This is a genomic window from Allobosea sp. CS1GBMeth4 (genome assembly GCF_900185715.1).
In the GTDB taxonomy this organism is placed as follows: domain Bacteria; phylum Pseudomonadota; class Alphaproteobacteria; order Rhizobiales; family Beijerinckiaceae; genus Allobosea.
The window spans coordinates 57,375-73,734 of record NZ_FYAS01000016.1 but is presented as its reverse complement, the minus strand read 5'-3'; the positions used below and the strand labels follow the sequence as shown (position 1 = coordinate 73,734).

Genomic DNA, 16,360 nt, shown 5'->3' with positions numbered 1-16,360 from the left:
GCGGTGGATGCCAGGCTGGACCGGCTCGCCTTCATTCGGGCCCATACGCGGCTCCTGCCGGTGCCGCATACGCCGGAGATTTCGCTCCACGTCGCCGAGGAGGCGACCGAGCTCTGGCACAAGACCGAGGAGGAACTGGCGACGATCGGCCTGCCGCCGCCGTTCTGGGCCTTCGCCTGGGCCGGCGGGCAGGCGCTGGCGCGCTATGTCCTCGACCATCCGGAGGTCGTGCGCGGCCGCCGCGTCCTCGATTTCGCCAGCGGCTCCGGCCTGGTCGCCGTCGCCGCAGCCAGGGCCGGCGCGGCAGAGGTGATCGCGGCCGATATCGACGCCTTCGCCGCCGCGGCGATCGGGCTCAATGCGCAGGCGAACGGGGTTGCCGTCGAAGCCCGGCTCGAGGATCTCCTCGGCCTCGACCAGGGCTGGGACGTCATCCTCGCCGGCGACATCTGCTATGAGCGCGAGCTGGCAGCGCGGGTCATCGACTGGCTCTCGGGGCTGTCGCGGCGTGGCGCGACCGTGCTGATCGGCGACCCCGGCCGCAGCTATCTGCCTAGGGACAGGCTCGCCGAGGTCGCGACCTATCAGGTGCCGGTGACGCGGGCGTTGGAGGATTCCGAGATCAAGAAGAGTTCGGTGTGGCGGCTGGCGATGCGAGATTGAGCGAGGGAGCCCGACAACCCTCTCCTTTCAGAAGAGGGTTGCTCGCGCTCGTCCAGCGCCGGTTCAGCGTCTTCAGGCGCAGCCTCAGGCCGGCAGCACCACCACCTTGGTCTTGACCGGCGTCTGGTCGTAGAGGTGCAGCATGTCCTGCGTGAGCAGGCCGATGCAGCCGCTGGTGATGCCGTTTCCGATCGATTCGGCGTCGAGCGAGGCGTAGATCGTGTAGAGCGTATAGGCGCCGTTCTGGTAGAGATGCAGCGTGCGCGCGCCGAGCGGATTGTCGAGGCCGCCGGGCATGCCGCGGGCGTATTTGGCGGCTTCCGGCTGGCGCTTGATCATCTCCTTGGGCGGCGTCCAGGTCGCCCATTCGGATTTGCGCCCGACATAGGCGTCGCCGTTCCAGCGGAAGCCGTCGCGGCCGACATTGGCGCCGTAGCGGGTCGCGGTGCCGTCACCCTCGACGCGGTAGACATAGTAATTGCCGGGGTCGACGATGATCGTGCCGGGCGCTTCCTTGGTGTCGTAGGCGACCTTGCGACGGAAGTATTTCGGATCGACCTTGCTGACGTCGATCGCCGGGATCGGGAACTTCTCCTCGGGCACCGGCCCGTAGAGCTTCTGCGCCTCGGCGAGGCTCATGCCGTCGGTCGTGCAGCCGCCGAGCCCGAGCGCGCCGAGACCGGCGGCCGAGCCGGCCAGGAACGAGCGGCGGCTGAGCTGCGCCCGGCGCCCGAGCGGGGCGATCCCATCCATCCTGCCGCGACCGGCATTCTCGTCGTCGATGATCATGTTCCTGGACTTCCCTTGTCCTGCTGCCCGACGAGAGAATGCTCCGGCATACATTGCTGAACCGTGAGGGCCGAGATTGCCGTCGCATGTCGCGGCTGGCAAGCTCGGGCCTAGCCTGTGCGGGACAAGCCCGCCTGCTTCCGCCTTACGAGATCGCCTCCTTCAGATCCAGCGTCCCCTGCACGCCGATGGCGGCGTAATTGCGCTTGAGCCAGCGCTTGGCCGCGACGCGGCCCATGTCGCGCAGGCCGAGCAGGAAATTCCATTCCGAGTTGAGGCGCGAGGAGGAGGTGAGCTGCGCCAGCGGCAGGCCGCCGTCGATGCGATGCATCAGGACGCGCTTGTAGTCGCTCGTCGAGAGCTTGCCGTCGTCGATCAGGCGGGTGACGAAGTCGACGGCGCGCAGCTCGCGCAGCAGCGAGGCGTTGAAGGTGATCTCGTTGAGCCGGTCCTGGATCGCCCTCGCGTTGGTCGGCAATTCCCGGCGTTCGAGCGGGTTGATCTGCACCAGCAGGACATCGTCGCAGCTCGACTCGTAGAACAGCGGGAAGAGCGGCGGATTGCCCATGTAGCCGCCGTCCCAATAGGCCTCGCCGGCGATCTCGACCGCCTGGAACACCATCGGCAGGCAGGCCGAGGCCATCAGGTGGTCGGCGCTCAGCTCCTGGCGGGTGAAGATCCTGATCTTGCCGGTGCGGACATTGGTCGCCGAGATGAACAGGTTGACGTCGGCGCAGCCGCGGACCTTGTCGAAGTCGATCAGGTCGGCGATCACGCCGCGCAGCGGATTGATGTTGAGCGGGTTGACGTCATAGGGGCTCGCCACCTTCGACAGGAGCTCGAACCAGATCAGGCCCGGCGGATGGCCGTTGCCCCAGGCGCCGAGCATGGTGTCGAGCAGCGAGCGCTCCGAGCCGCCATATTTGCCGTCGACGCTGATCCGGCGCCAGAAATTCTCCAGCGCCGCGCGGGCGCCGTCGCTGCCGCCGTCGAGCCAGCCCTCGGTCAGCACCACCGCGTTCATCGCGCCGGCGCTGGCGCCGGTGATCGCCTCGATCGCGATCCGCCCGTCGGCGAGGATGGCGTCGAGCACGCCCCAGGTGAAGGCGCCGTGCGCGCCGCCGCCCTGGAGGGCGAGGTTGACCGATTTCTCGGCCTTCGGTCCCGCCAGGCCCTTGACCTGCGGGACCGTGCGCTGCTTGCGGCCGGTCACGCGGCGGTCCAGCCACCATCCATCGGCAGGGTCGCGCCGGTGATCGACCTGGCGGCGTCGCTGCAGAGGAAGACGGCGAGCGCCGCGACCTGCTCGACGGTGACGAATTCCTTGGTCGGCTGGGCGAGCAGCAGCACGTCGTTGACGACCTGCTCCTTGGTCAGGTTGCGGGCCTTCATCGTGTCCGGGATCTGCTTCTCGACCAGCGGCGTCCAGACATAGCCCGGCGCGATCGCGTTCACGGTGATGCCCCTCGTCGCGACCTCGAGCGCCACCGTCTTGGTGAAGCCGGCGATGCCGTGCTTGGCCGCGACATAGGCCGATTTGAACGGCGAGGCGACGAAGGCGTGGGCGCTCGCCGTGTTGATGATCCGGCCCCAGCCCTTCTGCTTCATCTTCGGCAGGGCGGCGCGGGTGGCGTGGAAGGCGGAGGACAGGTTGATCGCGATGATCTGGTCCCATTTCTCGATCGGGAACTCGTCGACCGGGGCGACATGCTGGATGCCGGCATTGTTGACGAGGATGTCGATCGCGCCGAACTCCGCCTCGGCTTCGGCGACCATGGCAGCGATTTCGTCGGGCCTCGTCATGTTGGCGGCGGAGTAGCGCGCCTTGACCTTGAACTCCCTCTCGATCCCGGCGCGCTCGGTCTCGATCGCATCCGGCTCGCCGAAGCCGTTGAGCACGACATTGGCGCCCTCGGCGGCGAGGGCGCGGGCGTAGGCGAGGCCGATGCCGGAGGTCGAGCCGGTGACGAGCGCGGTGCGGTCTTTGAGGAACATCGGAGCGGCTCCTGACATTGGGCGGGGAAATGCTTAACTTGGCTGGGGCGACGGGCGCAGCGTCGGAACAGGCGCGGCGGGTCGCCGGAAGGTGCCCGATGTGCTATTGCAACGCAACATGACGAAATTGCAGCCCGACGAGCATGGTCACGCCCATGCGCATGGCCTGTGCCAGCATGCCCACGACCATTCCCGCCACGCCGCCGCCGGCCTGGCCCGGGCCGAGAAGGTCTGCCGCGAGCGGGGCCTGCGGCTGACCCCGATCCGGCGCAAGGCGCTGGAGGCGCTCTATGCCGACCACAAGCCCGTCGGTGCCTACGACCTGGCCGACCGGATCTCGCCGCCGGGCGGGCGCCGGCTGGCGCCGATCTCGATCTATCGGGCGCTCGACTTCCTGGTCGAGCAGGGCTTCGTGCACCGGCTGAGCTCGCGCAACGCCTTCATCGCCTGTCCGCACGGCCATGGCGCCAACGAGGCCGTCGCCTTCCTGATCTGCGAGGTGTGCGGCGGGGTCGATGAGGATTCCTCGCCCGCCATGCGTCAGGCGATCCGGGGCATGGCCGAGGGGCGGCGCTTCGAGACGTCCTATCAGGTGGTCGAGATCGTCGGCCGCTGCGAGCATTGCCGTGAGGAGGCAGCCGGCAGCCGGCAATAGGCAATCGAATTGCCTTGATGTCGTGACGCGCTTACGTCAGCACCGCCGACCGCCCGTATCCGGACCCGAACATGACCGAACAGCCGCTGACCTGCCTGCCCGAGGGACCTGACGCCGCGCCGGCGCCACGCAAGCGCACGGTTCCGGTCATGGTCGGCCATGTCCAGGTCGGCGGGGGCGCGCCGATCGTCGTGCAATCGATGACCAACACCGACACCGCCGATATCGCGGCGACGGTCGGGCAGGTCGCGGCGCTGGCGCGGGCCGGCTCCGAGCTGGTCCGGATCACCGTCGACCGCGACGAGGCGGCGGCCGCCGTGCCTTATATCCGCGAGCGACTGGACATCCTCGGCATCGACGTGCCGCTGGTCGGCGATTTCCACTATATCGGCCACAAGCTGCTGAGCGACCATCCGGCCTGCGCCGAAGCGCTGGCGAAGTACCGGATCAATCCCGGCAATGTCGGCTTCAAGGACAAGCGGGACCGGCAATTCGGCCAGATCGTCGAGCTCGCGATCCGGCACGGCAAGAGCGTGCGCATCGGCGCGAACTGGGGCTCGCTCGACCAGGAACTGCTGACGGCGCTGATGGATGTGAACGCCGCCTCGGCGCGGCCGCTCGATGCGCGCGCGGTGATGCGCGAGGCGATGGTGCGCTCGGCCCTGCTCTCGGCGCAGCGCGCCGAAGAGATCGGGCTGGGCAGGGACAGGATCATCCTCTCGGCCAAGGTCTCGGGCGTGCAGGACCTGATCGCCGTCTACCGCATGCTGGCGGCGCGCGGCGACTACGCCATTCATCTCGGGCTGACCGAGGCCGGCATGGGCTCGAAGGGGCTGGTCGCCTCCTCGGCGGCGCTCGGCGTGCTGCTGCAGGACGGGATCGGCGACACGATCCGCTATTCGCTGACGCCCGAGCCGGGCGGCGACCGCACGCTCGAGGTCAAGGCGGCGCAGGAATTGCTGCAGACCATGGGCTTCCGCGCCTTCGTGCCGCTGGTCGCGGCCTGCCCGGGCTGCGGACGGACGACCTCGACCGTGTTCCAGGAACTGGCGATGGACATCCAGAGCTGGATCGCCGCCTCCATGCCCGAGTGGAAGACGCGCTATGCCGGCGTCGAGGCGCTGAACGTCGCGGTGATGGGCTGCATCGTCAACGGACCCGGCGAATCGAAGCATGCCGATATCGGCATCTCGCTGCCCGGGACCGGCGAGGCTCCGACCGCGCCGGTCTTCGTCGACGGCAAGAAGGTCGCGACCTTGCGCGGGCCCGCCATCGCGGCCGAGTTCAAGGCGATGGTCGAGGCCTATGTCGAGCGGCGCTATGGTGCCCGCGCCGCCGCGGCGGAATGAGCAGCGCCCCTGCGCATCCTTTAAATCGGTTCAGGCGTTTTGAGGCGGGCACCGCGATGAAAGTGGCTCCCACGCCCGCGGAACTTGCTCTAGCGTCTTTGCCTGCGAGACATGCCGTGCTAGAGGCCCCGGCCTTTTCGCTGCGTCGCAGCACCTGCGGAGCGTCTTGATGGGTCATGACCAGCAGCATGCGCCGGCCTCGAAAGCGGACGGGGATCGCCTCGGCCTCGACGAGCCGGCCGGCAACGGCCATTCCTCGCACAGCTATGCCGCCCTGGCTCTGGGGGCCCTCGGCGTCGTCTATGGCGACATCGGCACCAGCCCGCTCTATGCGCTGCGCGAGACGATCCTGGCCGCGACCGGGGCGGCCGCCGGCGGACATGGCGGCGGCGCCGAGGTCGCGCTGACCGGCCCGCTTCCGCGCGAGGCGGTGATCGGCGTGCTCTCGCTGATCCTGTGGTCGCTCGTCTTCGTGGTGACGCTGAAATACGTGGTGGTGCTGCTGCGGGCCGACAATAACGGCGAGGGCGGCACGCTGACCCTGGTCGCCCTGGCGCAGCGCGCGCTGGGCCGGGTGCGTGGCGGCATCGTGCTCTTCCTCGGCATGGCAGGCGCGGCGCTGTTCTACGGCGATGCGGTGATCACGCCGGCGATCTCGGTGCTCTCGGCGGTCGAGGGCCTGAAGCTGGTGACGCCGGTGCTCGACGACTACGTCATCACCATCGCTTCCGCGATCCTGATCGCGCTGTTCCTGGTGCAGAGCCGCGGCACCGGCAAGGTCGCCAATTTCTTCGGTCCGGTCATGACGATCTGGTTCCTGACGCTCGCCGGGCTCGGCGTCTACCATATCGCCGACGATCTCGGCGTGTTCGCCTCGATCAACCCCTATTACGGGGTGCGCTTCTTCTTCGACCATCCGCACCTGTCGCTCGCCGTGCTCGGCAGCGTCTGCCTGGCGGTGACCGGCGCCGAGGCGCTCTATGCCGATATGGGCCATTTCGGCCGCGGACCCATCCGCAGCGCCTGGATATTCCTGGTCTTCCCGGCGCTCTGGCTCAACTATCTCGGCCAAGGCGCGCTGATCCTCGCGGATCCGACCACGATCGACAATCCGTTCTACAAGCTGGCGCCACCGGCGCTGATCCTGCCGCTCGTCATCCTGGCCACCGTCGCGACGATCATCGCGAGCCAGGCGGTGATCACCGGAGCCTATTCGCTGACCCGGCAGGCGATCCAGCTCGGCCTGCTGCCGCGCCTCGAGATCCGGCACACCTCCGAGCACACGTCCGGGCAGATCTACATCCCGCGCATCAACGTGCTGCTGCTGCTGACGGTGCTGCTGCTGGTCTGGACATTCAAGACCTCGTCCAACCTGTCGCATGCCTACGGCATCTCGGTGTTCGGGGCGATGGTGGTCGATTCCCTGCTCGCCTTCATCGTGATCTGGAAGGGCTGGCGCTGGGGGCTGGCGGCGGCGATCGCGGTGGTGCTGCCCTTCCTCGTGATCGACGTGGCCTTCTTCTCGGCGAATCTGCTGAAGCTGGCGAGCGGCGGCTATGTGCCGGTGCTGTTCGCCGCGGCGCTGGTCGTGCTGATGTGGACCTGGGTGCGCGGTACCCAGATCCTGTTCGACAAGACCCGCAAGACCGACGTGCCGCTGCTCGAGCTGGTCGGGATGCTGACCAAGAGCCCGCCCTATCGCGTCAAGGGCATGGCGGTGTTCCTGACCAGCGATCCGGAGACGGCGCCGGCCTCGCTGCTGCACAACCTCAAGCACAACAAGGTGCTGCACGAGCGCAACGTCATCCTGACCGTGCGTTCCGCGGACACTCCGCGCGTCGCCGAGAGCGAGCGCGTCAGGCTCTCGCGCATCACCGACGATTTCTGGCGCGTCGAGATGATCTACGGCTACATGGAGAGCCCGAACGTGCCGAAAGGGCTCGCCATCCTGCGCAAGCAGGGCTTCAAGTTCGACATCATGTCGACCTCGTTCTTCCTGTCGCGCCGCTCGATCAAGCCGTCGCCGCAATCGGGCATGCCGGTCTGGCAGGACAATCTCTATATCGGCCTGACCAAGAGCGCGACCGACGCCACCAGCTTCTTCCAGATCCCGACCGGCCGCGTCGTCGAGGTCGGCACGCAGGTCACGGTCTGACGGCGATCCCGTCATTGCGAGGAGCGCAGCGACGAAGCAATCCAGGGGGACGTGGAGTTCTGCCGCTCCTGGATTGCTTCGCTTCGCTCGCAATGACGTAGAGCGTCTTCAGCTCTTGCGCTGCGCGGTGAACAGCGCCGCCGCGCGCAGCAGCGCCGCCTCCGGCCCGAACAGGTCGAGCGCCGCGATCGCCTCCCCGCTGAGCCGGTCGCGCTCGCGCTTGGCTGCCTCCAGGCCGAGCGCCGCGACGAGCGTCGCCTTGCCCCTGGCCCCGTCCTTGGCGGTCGCCTTGCCCATCTGCTCGGGACTGGCCTCGACGTCGAGGATGTCGTCGGCGACCTGGAAGGCGGCGCCGAGCGCCTTGCCGTAGCGCTCCAGCGCGGCCGTCCGCGCCGGGTCGGCCTGGCCGAGGCGGGCGCCGATCGCGACGCTGCCGGCCAGGAGCGCGCCGGTCTTCATCGCCTGCAGCCGCAGGATCTCGAATTCGCCGAGCCGCCCGGACCCGCCATCCTCCGGAAAGCGCCCCTCGGCCGCGAGGTCGAGCATCTGGCCGCCGACCATGCCGCCGAGCCCGAGCGAGCGGGCGAGCAGGAGGACGATCGCGGCGCGCGTCTCGCCGTCGGCATGGGTGCGCGGGTCGGCGATGACGTCGAAGGCGAGCGTCAGCAGGCCGTCGCCGGCGAGGATCGCGGTCGCTTCGTCGAAGGCCCGGTGTACGGTCGGCCGGCCGCGGCGGGTATCGTCGTCGTCCATGGCCGGCAGGTCGTCATGGATCAGCGAATAGCAGTGCGCGCACTCGACGGCGGCGCCTGCGCGCAGCGCCTGCGCGGCCGGCACGCCGAAGAGCCTGGCGGTCTCCACCACCAGGAACGGCCTCAGGCGCTTGCCGCCGCCGAGCGAGCCATGACGCATCGCGGCGAGGAGGCGGGCCGGGCGATGGATCTCGCCGCCTTCCGGCTCGGCCCGCAAGAGCAGATCGAGCAGGCTCTCGATCGCCCCCGCCGTCTCGGACAGGGCCGCGGCCAAGGCCGCGGCGGGGGCGATCCGGTCCCCGGAACTCATCATCGTCTCCCGCGTTCGCTTGCCGGGCTTGAACGTGCGGGGCTTGCCGGAGGCGGCCACGATCGTCAAGCGTGGGGCATGACACGCATGGCTGACAATCCGGCTCCGCGGCGCGGGAGTCCCGCGGGGCGGGCCGTTCGCCTCCTCCTCAGGCTGGCGACGGTGCTGGCCGCCGTCTTTCTCGCCCTGCTGCTGCTCTACCGTTTCGTGCCGGCGCCCTCGACATTGATGCTGGGCCGCTGGCTGAGCCTGCGCCCGGTCGAGCGCGACTGGGTGCCGCTGTCGCAGATCTCGCCGCATCTGGTCCGGGCGGTGATCGCCTCCGAGGACCAGCGCTTCTGCTCGCATCACGGCGTCGACTGGGGCGAGCTCAACGCCGTGCTGCAGGACGAGGACGGGCCGAGCCGCGGCGCCTCGACACTGACCATGCAGACGGCGAAGAATCTCTTCCTCTGGCCGGGGCGCTCCTATCTGCGCAAGGGGCTGGAGCTGCCGATCGCCCTGGCGATCGACCTGGCCTGGCCGAAGCGGCGGGTGATCGAGGTCTATCTCAACATCGCCGAATGGGGCGACGGCGTCTTCGGGGCGGAGGCGGCGGCCCGGCGCCATTTCGGCAAGCCGGCGGCGCGGCTCACGCCGGCGGAGGCGGCGCGGCTGGCCGGCGCCCTGCCGAACCCGGCCCTGCGCGACCCGTCGCGGCCGAGCCGCGCGCTGATGGCGGCCGCCGGCCGCGTGCAGCGCCGGATGAACCAGCTCGGCGCCCTCGGCAATTGTGTCCTGCCGGCCGGCGCGGGCGCGCAGGCCTCACTTTTTCGGCCCGACCGTCTAGCCAGGACGCGCGCGAGCGTGTAAGGGCAACGCCTCATCACGAATGTGACGTCGTCGCGACAGTGGTGCAGGCGAGAGCCTGGCGCCCCGCGCGAAGGCATGATGGAGAGTACCCATGGCCGTTCCGAAGAGAAAGACTTCGCCGTCGAAGCGCGGCATGCGCCGCTCGGCCGATGCGCTGAAGCAGCCCGCCTATATCGAAGACAAGAACTCGGGCGAGCTGCGCCGTCCGCACCATATCGACCTGAAGTCCGGCATGTATCGCGGCCGTCAGGTGCTCAAGGCCAAGACCGAGGCCTGATGCGACGAGGCTCGGACGAGCCCCGACCCGCACGACGAAGGAGCGCCGGCCGCGAGGCCGGCCTTTTTCGTTTGTGGATTGGGGATCAGGCCGAGCGCAGCAGCCTCGAGGACGGGCGGCACGCCAGGCCCTCGTGATAGCGGCGGGCGCCGATGAGCGGCGTCTCGCGGTCGCGGCCGGCGAAGGGGCCGATTTCCGCCTGGCTGGCGGCGAGCTGGACAAGGAAGACCGCGGGCACGCGCGCGCGGCGCTCCCCCTGATCCGCGAAGAAGGCCGCGTCCGGCCGCTCGGTCTCGCCCATCGTGCCGCTCCGGAACATCGGGGTTTCGAGAGCGAATCTCTGCAATCTGCCGGCCGATCTTAACCGGCCGTTAAGGCAAATGCATGCATCGTTTCGGGACGATTTCCCGCCATCCCGCTTTCGGAACGGGACGATACCTCCTCCGTCGCCCGAGGCAGCCGCACCATGCCTGCGCCGTTCCTGTTCGGTTCCCGCGACGAGAAGATCGTCGAGCCGCGCAGCCTGCTCTCCTCGATCGGCGAGGTGGCCTATAGCTGGGACATCGGCAGCGACACGCTGAGCTGGGGGCCGAATGCCGCGGAGGTGCTGGGGCCGGTGCCGCAGGCCGTGCTCGAGCGTGGCCTGTCCTTCGCCGGACTGGTCGAGCCCGGCAGCGGCCGCAGCCGCTATGACGCGATCTTCTCCTCGGGCGGGCAGGATTTCGGCGACGGAGCGGTCTACCGCACGCGCTATGCCGCCGATCTCGCCGGCCGCAAGATGTGGATCGAGGATGCGGGACGCTGGTTCGCCGGCATCGACGGCCGCCCCGCCCGGGCGCGCGGTGTGCTCAGGCTGGAGCGCGCGGTGCGGCCCGAGGAGCTCGGAGCCGCGGATCATGATCTGTGCGATCGGGACGCCCTGGTCGAGCGCGTCGACGCGCTTCTGGCGGAGCATCTGCCGGCGGAGCGTCCCGTCGTCGTTCTGATCGCCGCGATCGGCGACCTGCCGCGGCTCAGCGGCGATTTCGGCCATGAGGGCATCGGGGAGATCGTCGAGGAGGTCCGCCAGCGCCTGCACTCGGTGATGCGCCGGCGCGACCAGCTGATGCATTACGCCGGCAACCGCTTCGCCATCCTGCTCAGCGGCTGCCCGGCCGGCCAGATCGAAGCGGCCGCGCAGCGCTTCATCGGGGCGGTGACGCGCTCGGCGGTCGAGACGTCGCGCGGGATCGCTCTGGCCCGGCTGCGCGTCGGCGCCGCCATCGCTCCCGACCTGTCCCGCCACGGATCCGTGCTGATCCAGGCCGCGGAGAACGCGCTCGCCGGAGCGGAGGCGAGCGCCGCCGAATCCGCGGTGGTCGCGCGCCGCAGCGTTGCGGCGGAGGCGAACACCGCCGCGCCGCGCCTCGATCTGGAGGCGGTCGCCGCGCTCAACGAGCGCAGGGTGAGGCTCGCGCTCCAGCCGGTGGTGACGGCGAAGGGCCGGACGCTCGCCTTCAGCGAGGCGCTGCTGCGGGTCGAACGCCGCCAGGGCGACGGCTTTCTCGCCCCGGCGGAACTGGTTCCGCTGCTGGAGACGCGCGGGCTGATCGGCCTGTTCGACCATCGCGTGCTCGAGCTCGCCATGTCGCATCTGCGCGAGCAGCCGGCAGCGGCGCTGTCGATCAACGTCTCGCCGCGCTCGCTTGCGGACCGGGAATGGGTCGATGGCTTCGAGGCGAGCCTACGCACGCACCCCGCGGCCGCAAAACGGCTGATCGTCGAGATCACGGAGACGGCGACGATCGAGGATCCGGCCCTGATGGCGCGGCAGCTCGCCCGCATCAAGCAGCGGGGCGCGCGGATCGCGATCGACGATTTCGGGGCGGGTCACACCTCGCTGCGGCATCTGCGGGCCTTCCCGATCGACATCCTCAAGCTGGATGGCGCCTTCACCCAGAATCTGCGGCGCTCGACCGATGACCGCTTCTTCGTGCGCACCCTGCTCGAACTCGCCCATCACCTCGGCGTCGAGACGGTCGCCGAATGGGTGGACGACGAGCTGCAGGCCTCGATGCTGTGCGACTGGGGCGTCACCTATCTGCAGGGGCACCTGGTGGGCCAGGCCGAGCTGACGCAGCCGGACGCGGCGGCCGGGGCATCGCCGCTGCGGGCCGCCGGCTGAGCGGGCGTCCGCCCGGCCCGCCCCGGACAGGGCTGCCCGGGAACGGCGGGCGTCGCAGCCTCACTTCTCCCTGGCCAGCCGGTCGAGCCGCTCGCGCATCTCGTTGAGCTCGCGCTTGAGGTCGCCGAGCTCGCCGTTCTCGCTCTGGGCCGACGCCCCGGCTTCGCCGCGGGCTTTCGTCGCGGCGGCGGCCGCGAACGGGTTGAACAGCCGGAAGGCCTCGGTGAACATCGCCATGTTGGCGCGCGTCTGGGCCTGGAGAGCGTCGATCGCGCCGGCGCCGAAGGCCTTGCTCATCTGCTCGCGGATCTTGTTCTGTTCCTGGGTCAGGTTCTCCATCGAGAACTCGAGATAGCGCGGCACCAGCGCCTGCATGCTGTCGCCGTAGAAGCGGATGAGCTGACGCAGGAAGGTGATCGGCAGAAGATTCTGCCCGTCCTTGCTCTCTTCCTCGAAGATGATCTGGGCCAGCACCGAGCGGGTGATGTCCTCGCCGCTCTTGGCGTCATAGACGACGAAGTCCTCGCCCTTGCGGACCAGGCCGGCCAAATCCTCCAGCGTGACGTAGGAGCTCGTACCCGTGTGGTATAGCCGGCGATTGGCGTATTTCTTGATGACAGTCGGTTCTTTGTCGCTGGCCATCGACACCCACGCGGCTTGTTGCGGTCATGACCCGAGGCGGGCAACGCCGGAGAACGGTCTCGACGAGAACGATAACCCTTCGGTTGTTCGCTGCAAGTTTTTTGAGCGCGGGCCGCGGCCGCGTCGGGACTGCCTCGATGATGGGCTTCCCCGCCTCGCCGTCTTGACGCGGTCGCCTGCCGCTTCGAAGGTGGACGCGACAAGCCGTCCGGCCGGGTGGGCCGGCGGGAGAGAACCGGAGGACGAGGCCCATGGCTGAGAATGACATCGTGATCGTCGGCGCGGCGCGCACCGCGGTCGGCGCCTTCAACGGGGCCTTCGCCAATACGCCCGCCCATGATCTCGGTTCGGCGGTGATCAAGGATGTTCTGAAGCGCGCCAAGGTCGAGGCCGCCGAAGTCGACGAGGTCATCCTCGGCCAGGTGCTGACCGCGGCGCAGGGACAGAATCCGGCGCGCAAGGCGGCGATGGATGCCGGCGTGCCGCAGGAATCGACCGCCTGGGGCCTCAATCAGGTCTGCGGCTCGGGCCTGCGCGCGGTGGCGCTCGGCATGCAGCAGATCGCCAATGGCGATGCCAGGATCATCGTCGCCGGCGGCCAGGAATCGATGTCGCAGTCGACCCACGCCTCGCATATGCGCGCCGGGACCAAGATGGGCGACGTGAAATTCGTCGACACCATGATCAAGGACGGGCTCTGGGACATCTTCCACGGCTATCACATGGGCACGACGGCCGAGAACGTCGCGGCGCGCTGGCAGCTGACGCGCGAGGAGCAGGACAGCTTCGCCGTCGGCTCGCAGAACAAGGCCGAGGCCGCCAAGAAGGCCGGCCGGTTCAAGGACGAGATCGCGCCGGTGACGATCTCGACCCGCAAGGGCGACATCGTCGTCGACGCCGACGAGTACATTCGCGAGGGCGCGACGCTGGAGTCGATGGCCAAGCTCAGGCCGGCCTTCGCGAAGGACGGCACGGTCACCGCCGGCAATGCCTCCGGCATCAACGACGGCGCCGCGGCCCTGGTGCTGATGACGGCGCAGGAGGCGAGCCGGCGCGGGCTCACCCCGCTGGCGCGGATCGCCTCCTGGGCGACGGCCGGCGTCGACCCGGCGATCATGGGCACCGGTCCGATCCCGGCGACGCGCAAGGCGCTGGAGAAGGCGGGTTGGAAGATCGGCGACCTCGATCTCGTCGAGGCCAACGAAGCCTTCGCGGCGCAGGCGCTGGCCGTGAACAAGGATCTCGGCTGGGATCCGGCGATCGTCAACGTCAATGGCGGTGCGATCGCGATCGGCCATCCGATCGGCGCCTCGGGGGCGCGCGTGCTGGTGACGCTGCTGCACGAGATGGCCAGGCGCGACGCCAGGAAGGGGCTCGCCACGCTCTGCATCGGCGGCGGCATGGGCATCGCGTTGGCGGTGGAGCGCTGAGGGCCGGCCGATGCCGAAGCAGACCACGCTCTACCGCTATCTGACCGGCCCCGACGACGCCTCCTTCTGTCATCGGGTCTCGGAGGCGCTGAGCCGGGGCTGGGAGCTCTACGGCCACCCGACCCTGACCTATGACGCGACGTCGGGGCGGGTGATCTGCGGTCAGGCGATCATCAAGGATGTCGACCGGGCTTACGAGCCCGGTCTCGATCTCGGCAAACAATAACGCGGTTAACAGCCGGCCTCAGAGGGGAGAAGACGATGGCGAGAGTTGCACTGGTGACGGGGGGAACGCGCGGCATCGGCGCGGCGATCTGCAAGGCGCTTCAGGCGGCGGGCTACACGGTCGCGGCGAATTATGGCGGCAATGACGAGGCGGCCGCCAGGTTCACCGGCGAAACCGGCGTCAAGGCCTACAAATGGGACGTCTCGGACTATGATTCCTGCGTCGCCGGCATCGCCAAGGTCGAGGCCGAGCTCGGCCCGGTCGACGTGCTCGTCAACAATGCCGGCATCACGCGCGACGGCATGTTCCACAAGATGACCAAGGAGCAGTGGAACGCCGTCATCAACACCAATCTCAACTCGCTGTTCAACATGACCCGCCCGGTCTGGGAGGGCATGCGCGCGCGCAGGTTCGGCCGCGTCATCTGCATTTCGTCGATCAACGGCCAGAAGGGCCAGATGGGCCAGGTCAACTACTCCGCGGCCAAGGCGGGCGACATCGGCTTCGTCAAGGCGCTGGCGCAGGAGGGGGCGCGGGCCGGCATCACCGTGAACGCGATCTGTCCCGGCTACATCGCGACGGAGATGGTCAAGGCGATCGATCCTGCCGTGGTCGAGAAGTCGATCCTGCCGCATATCCCGGTCGGCCGCCTCGGCGAGCCCGAGGAGATCGCGCGAGCCGTGGCGTTCCTGGCGAGCGACGATGCCGGCTTCATCACCGGCTCGACGCTGACCGCCAATGGCGGGCAATACATGGCCTGACGCCGCTCATCGGCTGACATGAGAAGGGCGGAGCCGGCTGGCTCCGCCCTTCTTCGTTCTGCCAGGCTTCGCGTGGCCGTTTCGTCATTCCGGGCTCTTTGCTGCGCGAAGCCCCGAATGACGGCGAGCCTCAGCTACGCGCGCCCTTCGGCAACAGGAAGGTGAGGAGGCCGAAGGCCGGCAGCCAGGCGCAGAGCGCGAAGACCTGGACGATGCCGATCCTGTCGGCGAGCGCGCCGAGGCCCGCCGCTGCGAGGCCGCCGAGACCGAAGGCGAGGCCGTAGAACAGCCCGCCGACCAGCCCGACCCGATGCGGCACCAGATCGATCGCGTAGATCAGGATCGCCGAGAAGGCGCTCGCCATGATGAAGCTGATGACGATGCTCAGGATCGCGGTCCAGAGGAGGTCGGCATAGGGCAGGGCGAGCGCGAAGGGCAGACAGCCCAGGATCGACAGCCAGATCACGCGATGGCGGCCGATCCGGTCGCCGATCATGCCGCCGATGATCACGCCGACCGCGCCGACGACGAGATAGAGGAAGAGCAGGATCTGCGAGAGCTGCAGCGGCACCTGGAAGCGCTCGATCAGATAGAAGGTGTAGTAGGAGGTGAAGGAGGCCGTATAGGCGTTCTTCGAGAACAGGATGGCGATCAGCACCGCCATGGCGAGCAGGACGCGAGACCGCGACATGCCATGCGCGGCGACGTCGTCGGCCTGGGCCTTCGAGGCGGCCTGCTCGCGGCGGAAGGCGGTATAGCGCGAGCCGATCCAGGCCATCAGCAGCATGGCGACGAGCACGATGCCGGAGAACCAGGACAGGCTGTGCTGTCCGTTCGGCACGACGATGGCGGCGGCGAGCAGCGGGCCGACCGCATAGCCGGCATGGCCGCCGACCTGGAAGACGCCCTGCGCCAGCCCCTGCCGGCCGGCGGCGGCATGGCGGGCCATGCGCGTCGCCTCGGGATGGAAGACGGCGGAGCCGGTGCCGACCAGAGCGGCGGCGACCAGCACCATCGGGTAGCTCTGGGCGAAGGCGAGCGAGAGCAGGCCGGCCAAGGTCGCGCCCATGCCGGCGACCATCGCATAGGGCCAGGGCTTCCTGTCGGTGAGATAGCCGAGGACCGGCTGCAGCAGCGACGAGGTGACCTGGAAGGCCAGGGTGATCAGGCCGATCTGCACGAAATCGAGGCGATAGCTCTCCTTGATCAGCGGGTAGACCGCCGGGATCATCGACTGGATCAGGTCGTTGAGCAGATGGGCGACGCTGAGAGCCGCCAGGACCGGCATCAGCGGGCGGGCGGCGGTCGGCAGGGGGAGCGTGGTCATGCCCAGACGCTTG

The 16,360-nt window shown here is 69.0% G+C and carries 17 protein-coding genes; 10 read left to right on the top strand and 7 right to left on the bottom strand.

The window, feature by feature from the left end; genetic code table 11:
• The first annotated feature begins 3 nt into the window (after positions 1-3).
• Positions 4-663 carry a methyltransferase gene (locus tag CS1GBM4_RS09230; RefSeq protein ID WP_186418645.1) on the top strand — a complete coding sequence of 220 codons (660 nt, stop codon included), beginning with the start codon at positions 4-6 and terminating at the stop codon, positions 661-663.
• Positions 664-747: 84 nt separating this feature from the next.
• On the opposite strand, the gene CS1GBM4_RS09225 is transcribed toward CS1GBM4_RS09230, so the two are convergent.
• The 3 genes from CS1GBM4_RS09225 to CS1GBM4_RS09215 form a co-directional block, all read right to left on the bottom strand.
• Complete coding sequence (locus CS1GBM4_RS09225; protein ID WP_186418411.1) at positions 748-1,452, bottom strand: L,D-transpeptidase; 705 nt, start codon at positions 1,450-1,452, stop codon at positions 748-750.
• Between the two features lie 145 nt (positions 1,453-1,597).
• Positions 1,598-2,665: a patatin-like phospholipase family protein gene (locus tag CS1GBM4_RS09220; protein ID WP_210201558.1), complete on the bottom strand. Its 1,068-nt coding sequence runs from the start codon at positions 2,663-2,665 to the stop codon at positions 1,598-1,600.
• Positions 2,662-3,447 carry a 3-hydroxybutyrate dehydrogenase gene (locus CS1GBM4_RS09215; protein ID WP_186418410.1) on the bottom strand — a complete coding sequence of 262 codons (786 nt, stop codon included), beginning with the start codon at positions 3,445-3,447 and terminating at the stop codon, positions 2,662-2,664. Before CS1GBM4_RS09215 ends, CS1GBM4_RS09220 begins: the two co-directional genes overlap by 4 nt.
• A 118-nt stretch (positions 3,448-3,565) precedes the next feature.
• On the opposite strand from CS1GBM4_RS09215, the gene CS1GBM4_RS09210 reads away from it, so the two are divergent.
• The 3 genes from CS1GBM4_RS09210 (at position 3,566) to CS1GBM4_RS09200 (ending at position 7,606) form a co-directional block, all read left to right on the top strand.
• Positions 3,566-4,102 (top strand): transcriptional repressor, encoded by a 537-nt coding sequence (locus CS1GBM4_RS09210; protein ID WP_186418409.1) that lies wholly within the window; start codon positions 3,566-3,568, stop codon positions 4,100-4,102.
• A 71-nt stretch (positions 4,103-4,173) separates the two neighbouring features.
• On the top strand, positions 4,174-5,451 hold the full coding sequence (gene ispG / locus CS1GBM4_RS09205) for a flavodoxin-dependent (E)-4-hydroxy-3-methylbut-2-enyl-diphosphate synthase (protein WP_186418408.1): 1,278 nt from the start codon (positions 4,174-4,176) through the stop codon (positions 5,449-5,451).
• Positions 5,452-5,620: 169 nt separating this feature from the next.
• On the top strand, positions 5,621-7,606 hold the full coding sequence (locus CS1GBM4_RS09200; protein ID WP_186418407.1) for a potassium transporter Kup: 1,986 nt from the start codon (positions 5,621-5,623) through the stop codon (positions 7,604-7,606).
• Positions 7,607-7,714: 108 nt separating this feature from the next.
• On the opposite strand, the gene CS1GBM4_RS09195 is transcribed toward CS1GBM4_RS09200, so the two are convergent.
• Positions 7,715-8,668: a polyprenyl synthetase family protein gene (locus tag CS1GBM4_RS09195; RefSeq protein WP_186418406.1), complete on the bottom strand. Its 954-nt coding sequence runs from the start codon at positions 8,666-8,668 to the stop codon at positions 7,715-7,717.
• A 78-nt stretch (positions 8,669-8,746) separates the two neighbouring features.
• On the opposite strand from CS1GBM4_RS09195, the gene mtgA reads away from it, so the two are divergent.
• Both mtgA and rpmF read left to right on the top strand, forming a co-directional pair.
• Positions 8,747-9,520 carry a monofunctional biosynthetic peptidoglycan transglycosylase gene (mtgA, locus tag CS1GBM4_RS09190; protein ID WP_186418405.1) on the top strand — a complete coding sequence of 258 codons (774 nt, stop codon included), beginning with the start codon at positions 8,747-8,749 and terminating at the stop codon, positions 9,518-9,520.
• Positions 9,521-9,611: 91 nt separating this feature from the next.
• The gene (rpmF, locus tag CS1GBM4_RS09185) at positions 9,612-9,797 is read left to right on the top strand and encodes a 50S ribosomal protein L32 (protein WP_186418404.1); all 186 of its coding nucleotides are present in this window, start codon (positions 9,612-9,614) and stop codon (positions 9,795-9,797) included.
• Between the two features lie 85 nt (positions 9,798-9,882).
• Here rpmF and CS1GBM4_RS09180 read toward each other — a convergent pair whose 3' ends face one another.
• Positions 9,883-10,098 (bottom strand): hypothetical protein, encoded by a 216-nt coding sequence (locus CS1GBM4_RS09180; RefSeq protein ID WP_186418403.1) that lies wholly within the window; start codon positions 10,096-10,098, stop codon positions 9,883-9,885.
• Between the two features lie 165 nt (positions 10,099-10,263).
• Between CS1GBM4_RS09180 and CS1GBM4_RS09175 the strand changes: the two genes are divergently transcribed.
• Positions 10,264-11,961, top strand: a complete 1,698-nt coding sequence (locus tag CS1GBM4_RS09175) for a GGDEF domain-containing phosphodiesterase (RefSeq protein ID WP_186418402.1) — start codon at positions 10,264-10,266, stop codon at positions 11,959-11,961.
• A gap of 60 nt (positions 11,962-12,021) precedes the next feature.
• On the opposite strand, the gene phaR is transcribed toward CS1GBM4_RS09175, so the two are convergent.
• The gene (gene phaR / locus CS1GBM4_RS09170; protein WP_186418401.1) at positions 12,022-12,603 is read right to left on the bottom strand and encodes a polyhydroxyalkanoate synthesis repressor PhaR; all 582 of its coding nucleotides are present in this window, start codon (positions 12,601-12,603) and stop codon (positions 12,022-12,024) included.
• A gap of 251 nt (positions 12,604-12,854) precedes the next feature.
• On the opposite strand from phaR, the gene CS1GBM4_RS09165 reads away from it, so the two are divergent.
• From CS1GBM4_RS09165 to CS1GBM4_RS09155, 3 genes are read left to right on the top strand one after another with little or no spacing between them, the layout of a single operon-like run.
• Positions 12,855-14,033, top strand: a complete 1,179-nt coding sequence (locus CS1GBM4_RS09165) for an acetyl-CoA C-acetyltransferase (protein ID WP_186418400.1) — start codon at positions 12,855-12,857, stop codon at positions 14,031-14,033.
• A gap of 10 nt (positions 14,034-14,043) precedes the next feature.
• Positions 14,044-14,259 carry a DUF1737 domain-containing protein gene (locus CS1GBM4_RS09160; RefSeq protein WP_186418399.1) on the top strand — a complete coding sequence of 72 codons (216 nt, stop codon included), beginning with the start codon at positions 14,044-14,046 and terminating at the stop codon, positions 14,257-14,259.
• 35 nt (positions 14,260-14,294) lie between these two features.
• Positions 14,295-15,020, top strand: coding sequence for a beta-ketoacyl-ACP reductase (locus CS1GBM4_RS09155; protein ID WP_186418398.1), 726 nt, complete (start codon positions 14,295-14,297; stop codon positions 15,018-15,020).
• Positions 15,021-15,150: 130 nt separating this feature from the next.
• Here CS1GBM4_RS09155 and CS1GBM4_RS09150 read toward each other — a convergent pair whose 3' ends face one another.
• Positions 15,151-16,347, bottom strand: a complete 1,197-nt coding sequence (locus CS1GBM4_RS09150; protein WP_186418397.1) for an MFS transporter — start codon at positions 16,345-16,347, stop codon at positions 15,151-15,153.
• Between the last annotated feature and the right edge of the window lie 13 nt (positions 16,348-16,360).

Bases quoted from the DNA above. Each gene is read 5' to 3' on its own strand.
- CS1GBM4_RS09200 (WP_186418407.1), top strand. From the start codon at position 5,621: ATGGGTCATGACCAGCAGCATGCGCCGGCCTCGAAAGCGGACGGGGAT.
- CS1GBM4_RS09215 (WP_186418410.1), bottom strand. From the start codon at position 3,447: ATGTTCCTCAAAGACCGCACCGCGCTCGTCACCGGCTCGACCTCCGGC.
- phaR (WP_186418401.1), bottom strand. From the start codon at position 12,603: ATGGCCAGCGACAAAGAACCGACTGTCATCAAGAAATACGCCAATCGC.
- CS1GBM4_RS09160 (WP_186418399.1), top strand. From the start codon at position 14,044: ATGCCGAAGCAGACCACGCTCTACCGCTATCTGACCGGCCCCGACGAC.
- CS1GBM4_RS09225 (WP_186418411.1), bottom strand. From the start codon at position 1,452: ATGATCATCGACGACGAGAATGCCGGTCGCGGCAGGATGGATGGGATC.
- CS1GBM4_RS09195 (WP_186418406.1), bottom strand. From the start codon at position 8,668: ATGAGTTCCGGGGACCGGATCGCCCCCGCCGCGGCCTTGGCCGCGGCC.
- CS1GBM4_RS09155 (WP_186418398.1), top strand. From the start codon at position 14,295: ATGGCGAGAGTTGCACTGGTGACGGGGGGAACGCGCGGCATCGGCGCG.
- mtgA (WP_186418405.1), top strand. From the start codon at position 8,747: ATGACACGCATGGCTGACAATCCGGCTCCGCGGCGCGGGAGTCCCGCG.
- rpmF (WP_186418404.1), top strand. From the start codon at position 9,612: ATGGCCGTTCCGAAGAGAAAGACTTCGCCGTCGAAGCGCGGCATGCGC.
- CS1GBM4_RS09150 (WP_186418397.1), bottom strand. From the start codon at position 16,347: ATGACCACGCTCCCCCTGCCGACCGCCGCCCGCCCGCTGATGCCGGTC.
- ispG (WP_186418408.1), top strand. From the start codon at position 4,174: ATGACCGAACAGCCGCTGACCTGCCTGCCCGAGGGACCTGACGCCGCG.
- CS1GBM4_RS09175 (WP_186418402.1), top strand. From the start codon at position 10,264: ATGCCTGCGCCGTTCCTGTTCGGTTCCCGCGACGAGAAGATCGTCGAG.
- CS1GBM4_RS09210 (WP_186418409.1), top strand. From the start codon at position 3,566: ATGACGAAATTGCAGCCCGACGAGCATGGTCACGCCCATGCGCATGGC.
- CS1GBM4_RS09180 (WP_186418403.1), bottom strand. From the start codon at position 10,098: ATGGGCGAGACCGAGCGGCCGGACGCGGCCTTCTTCGCGGATCAGGGG.
- CS1GBM4_RS09165 (WP_186418400.1), top strand. From the start codon at position 12,855: ATGGCTGAGAATGACATCGTGATCGTCGGCGCGGCGCGCACCGCGGTC.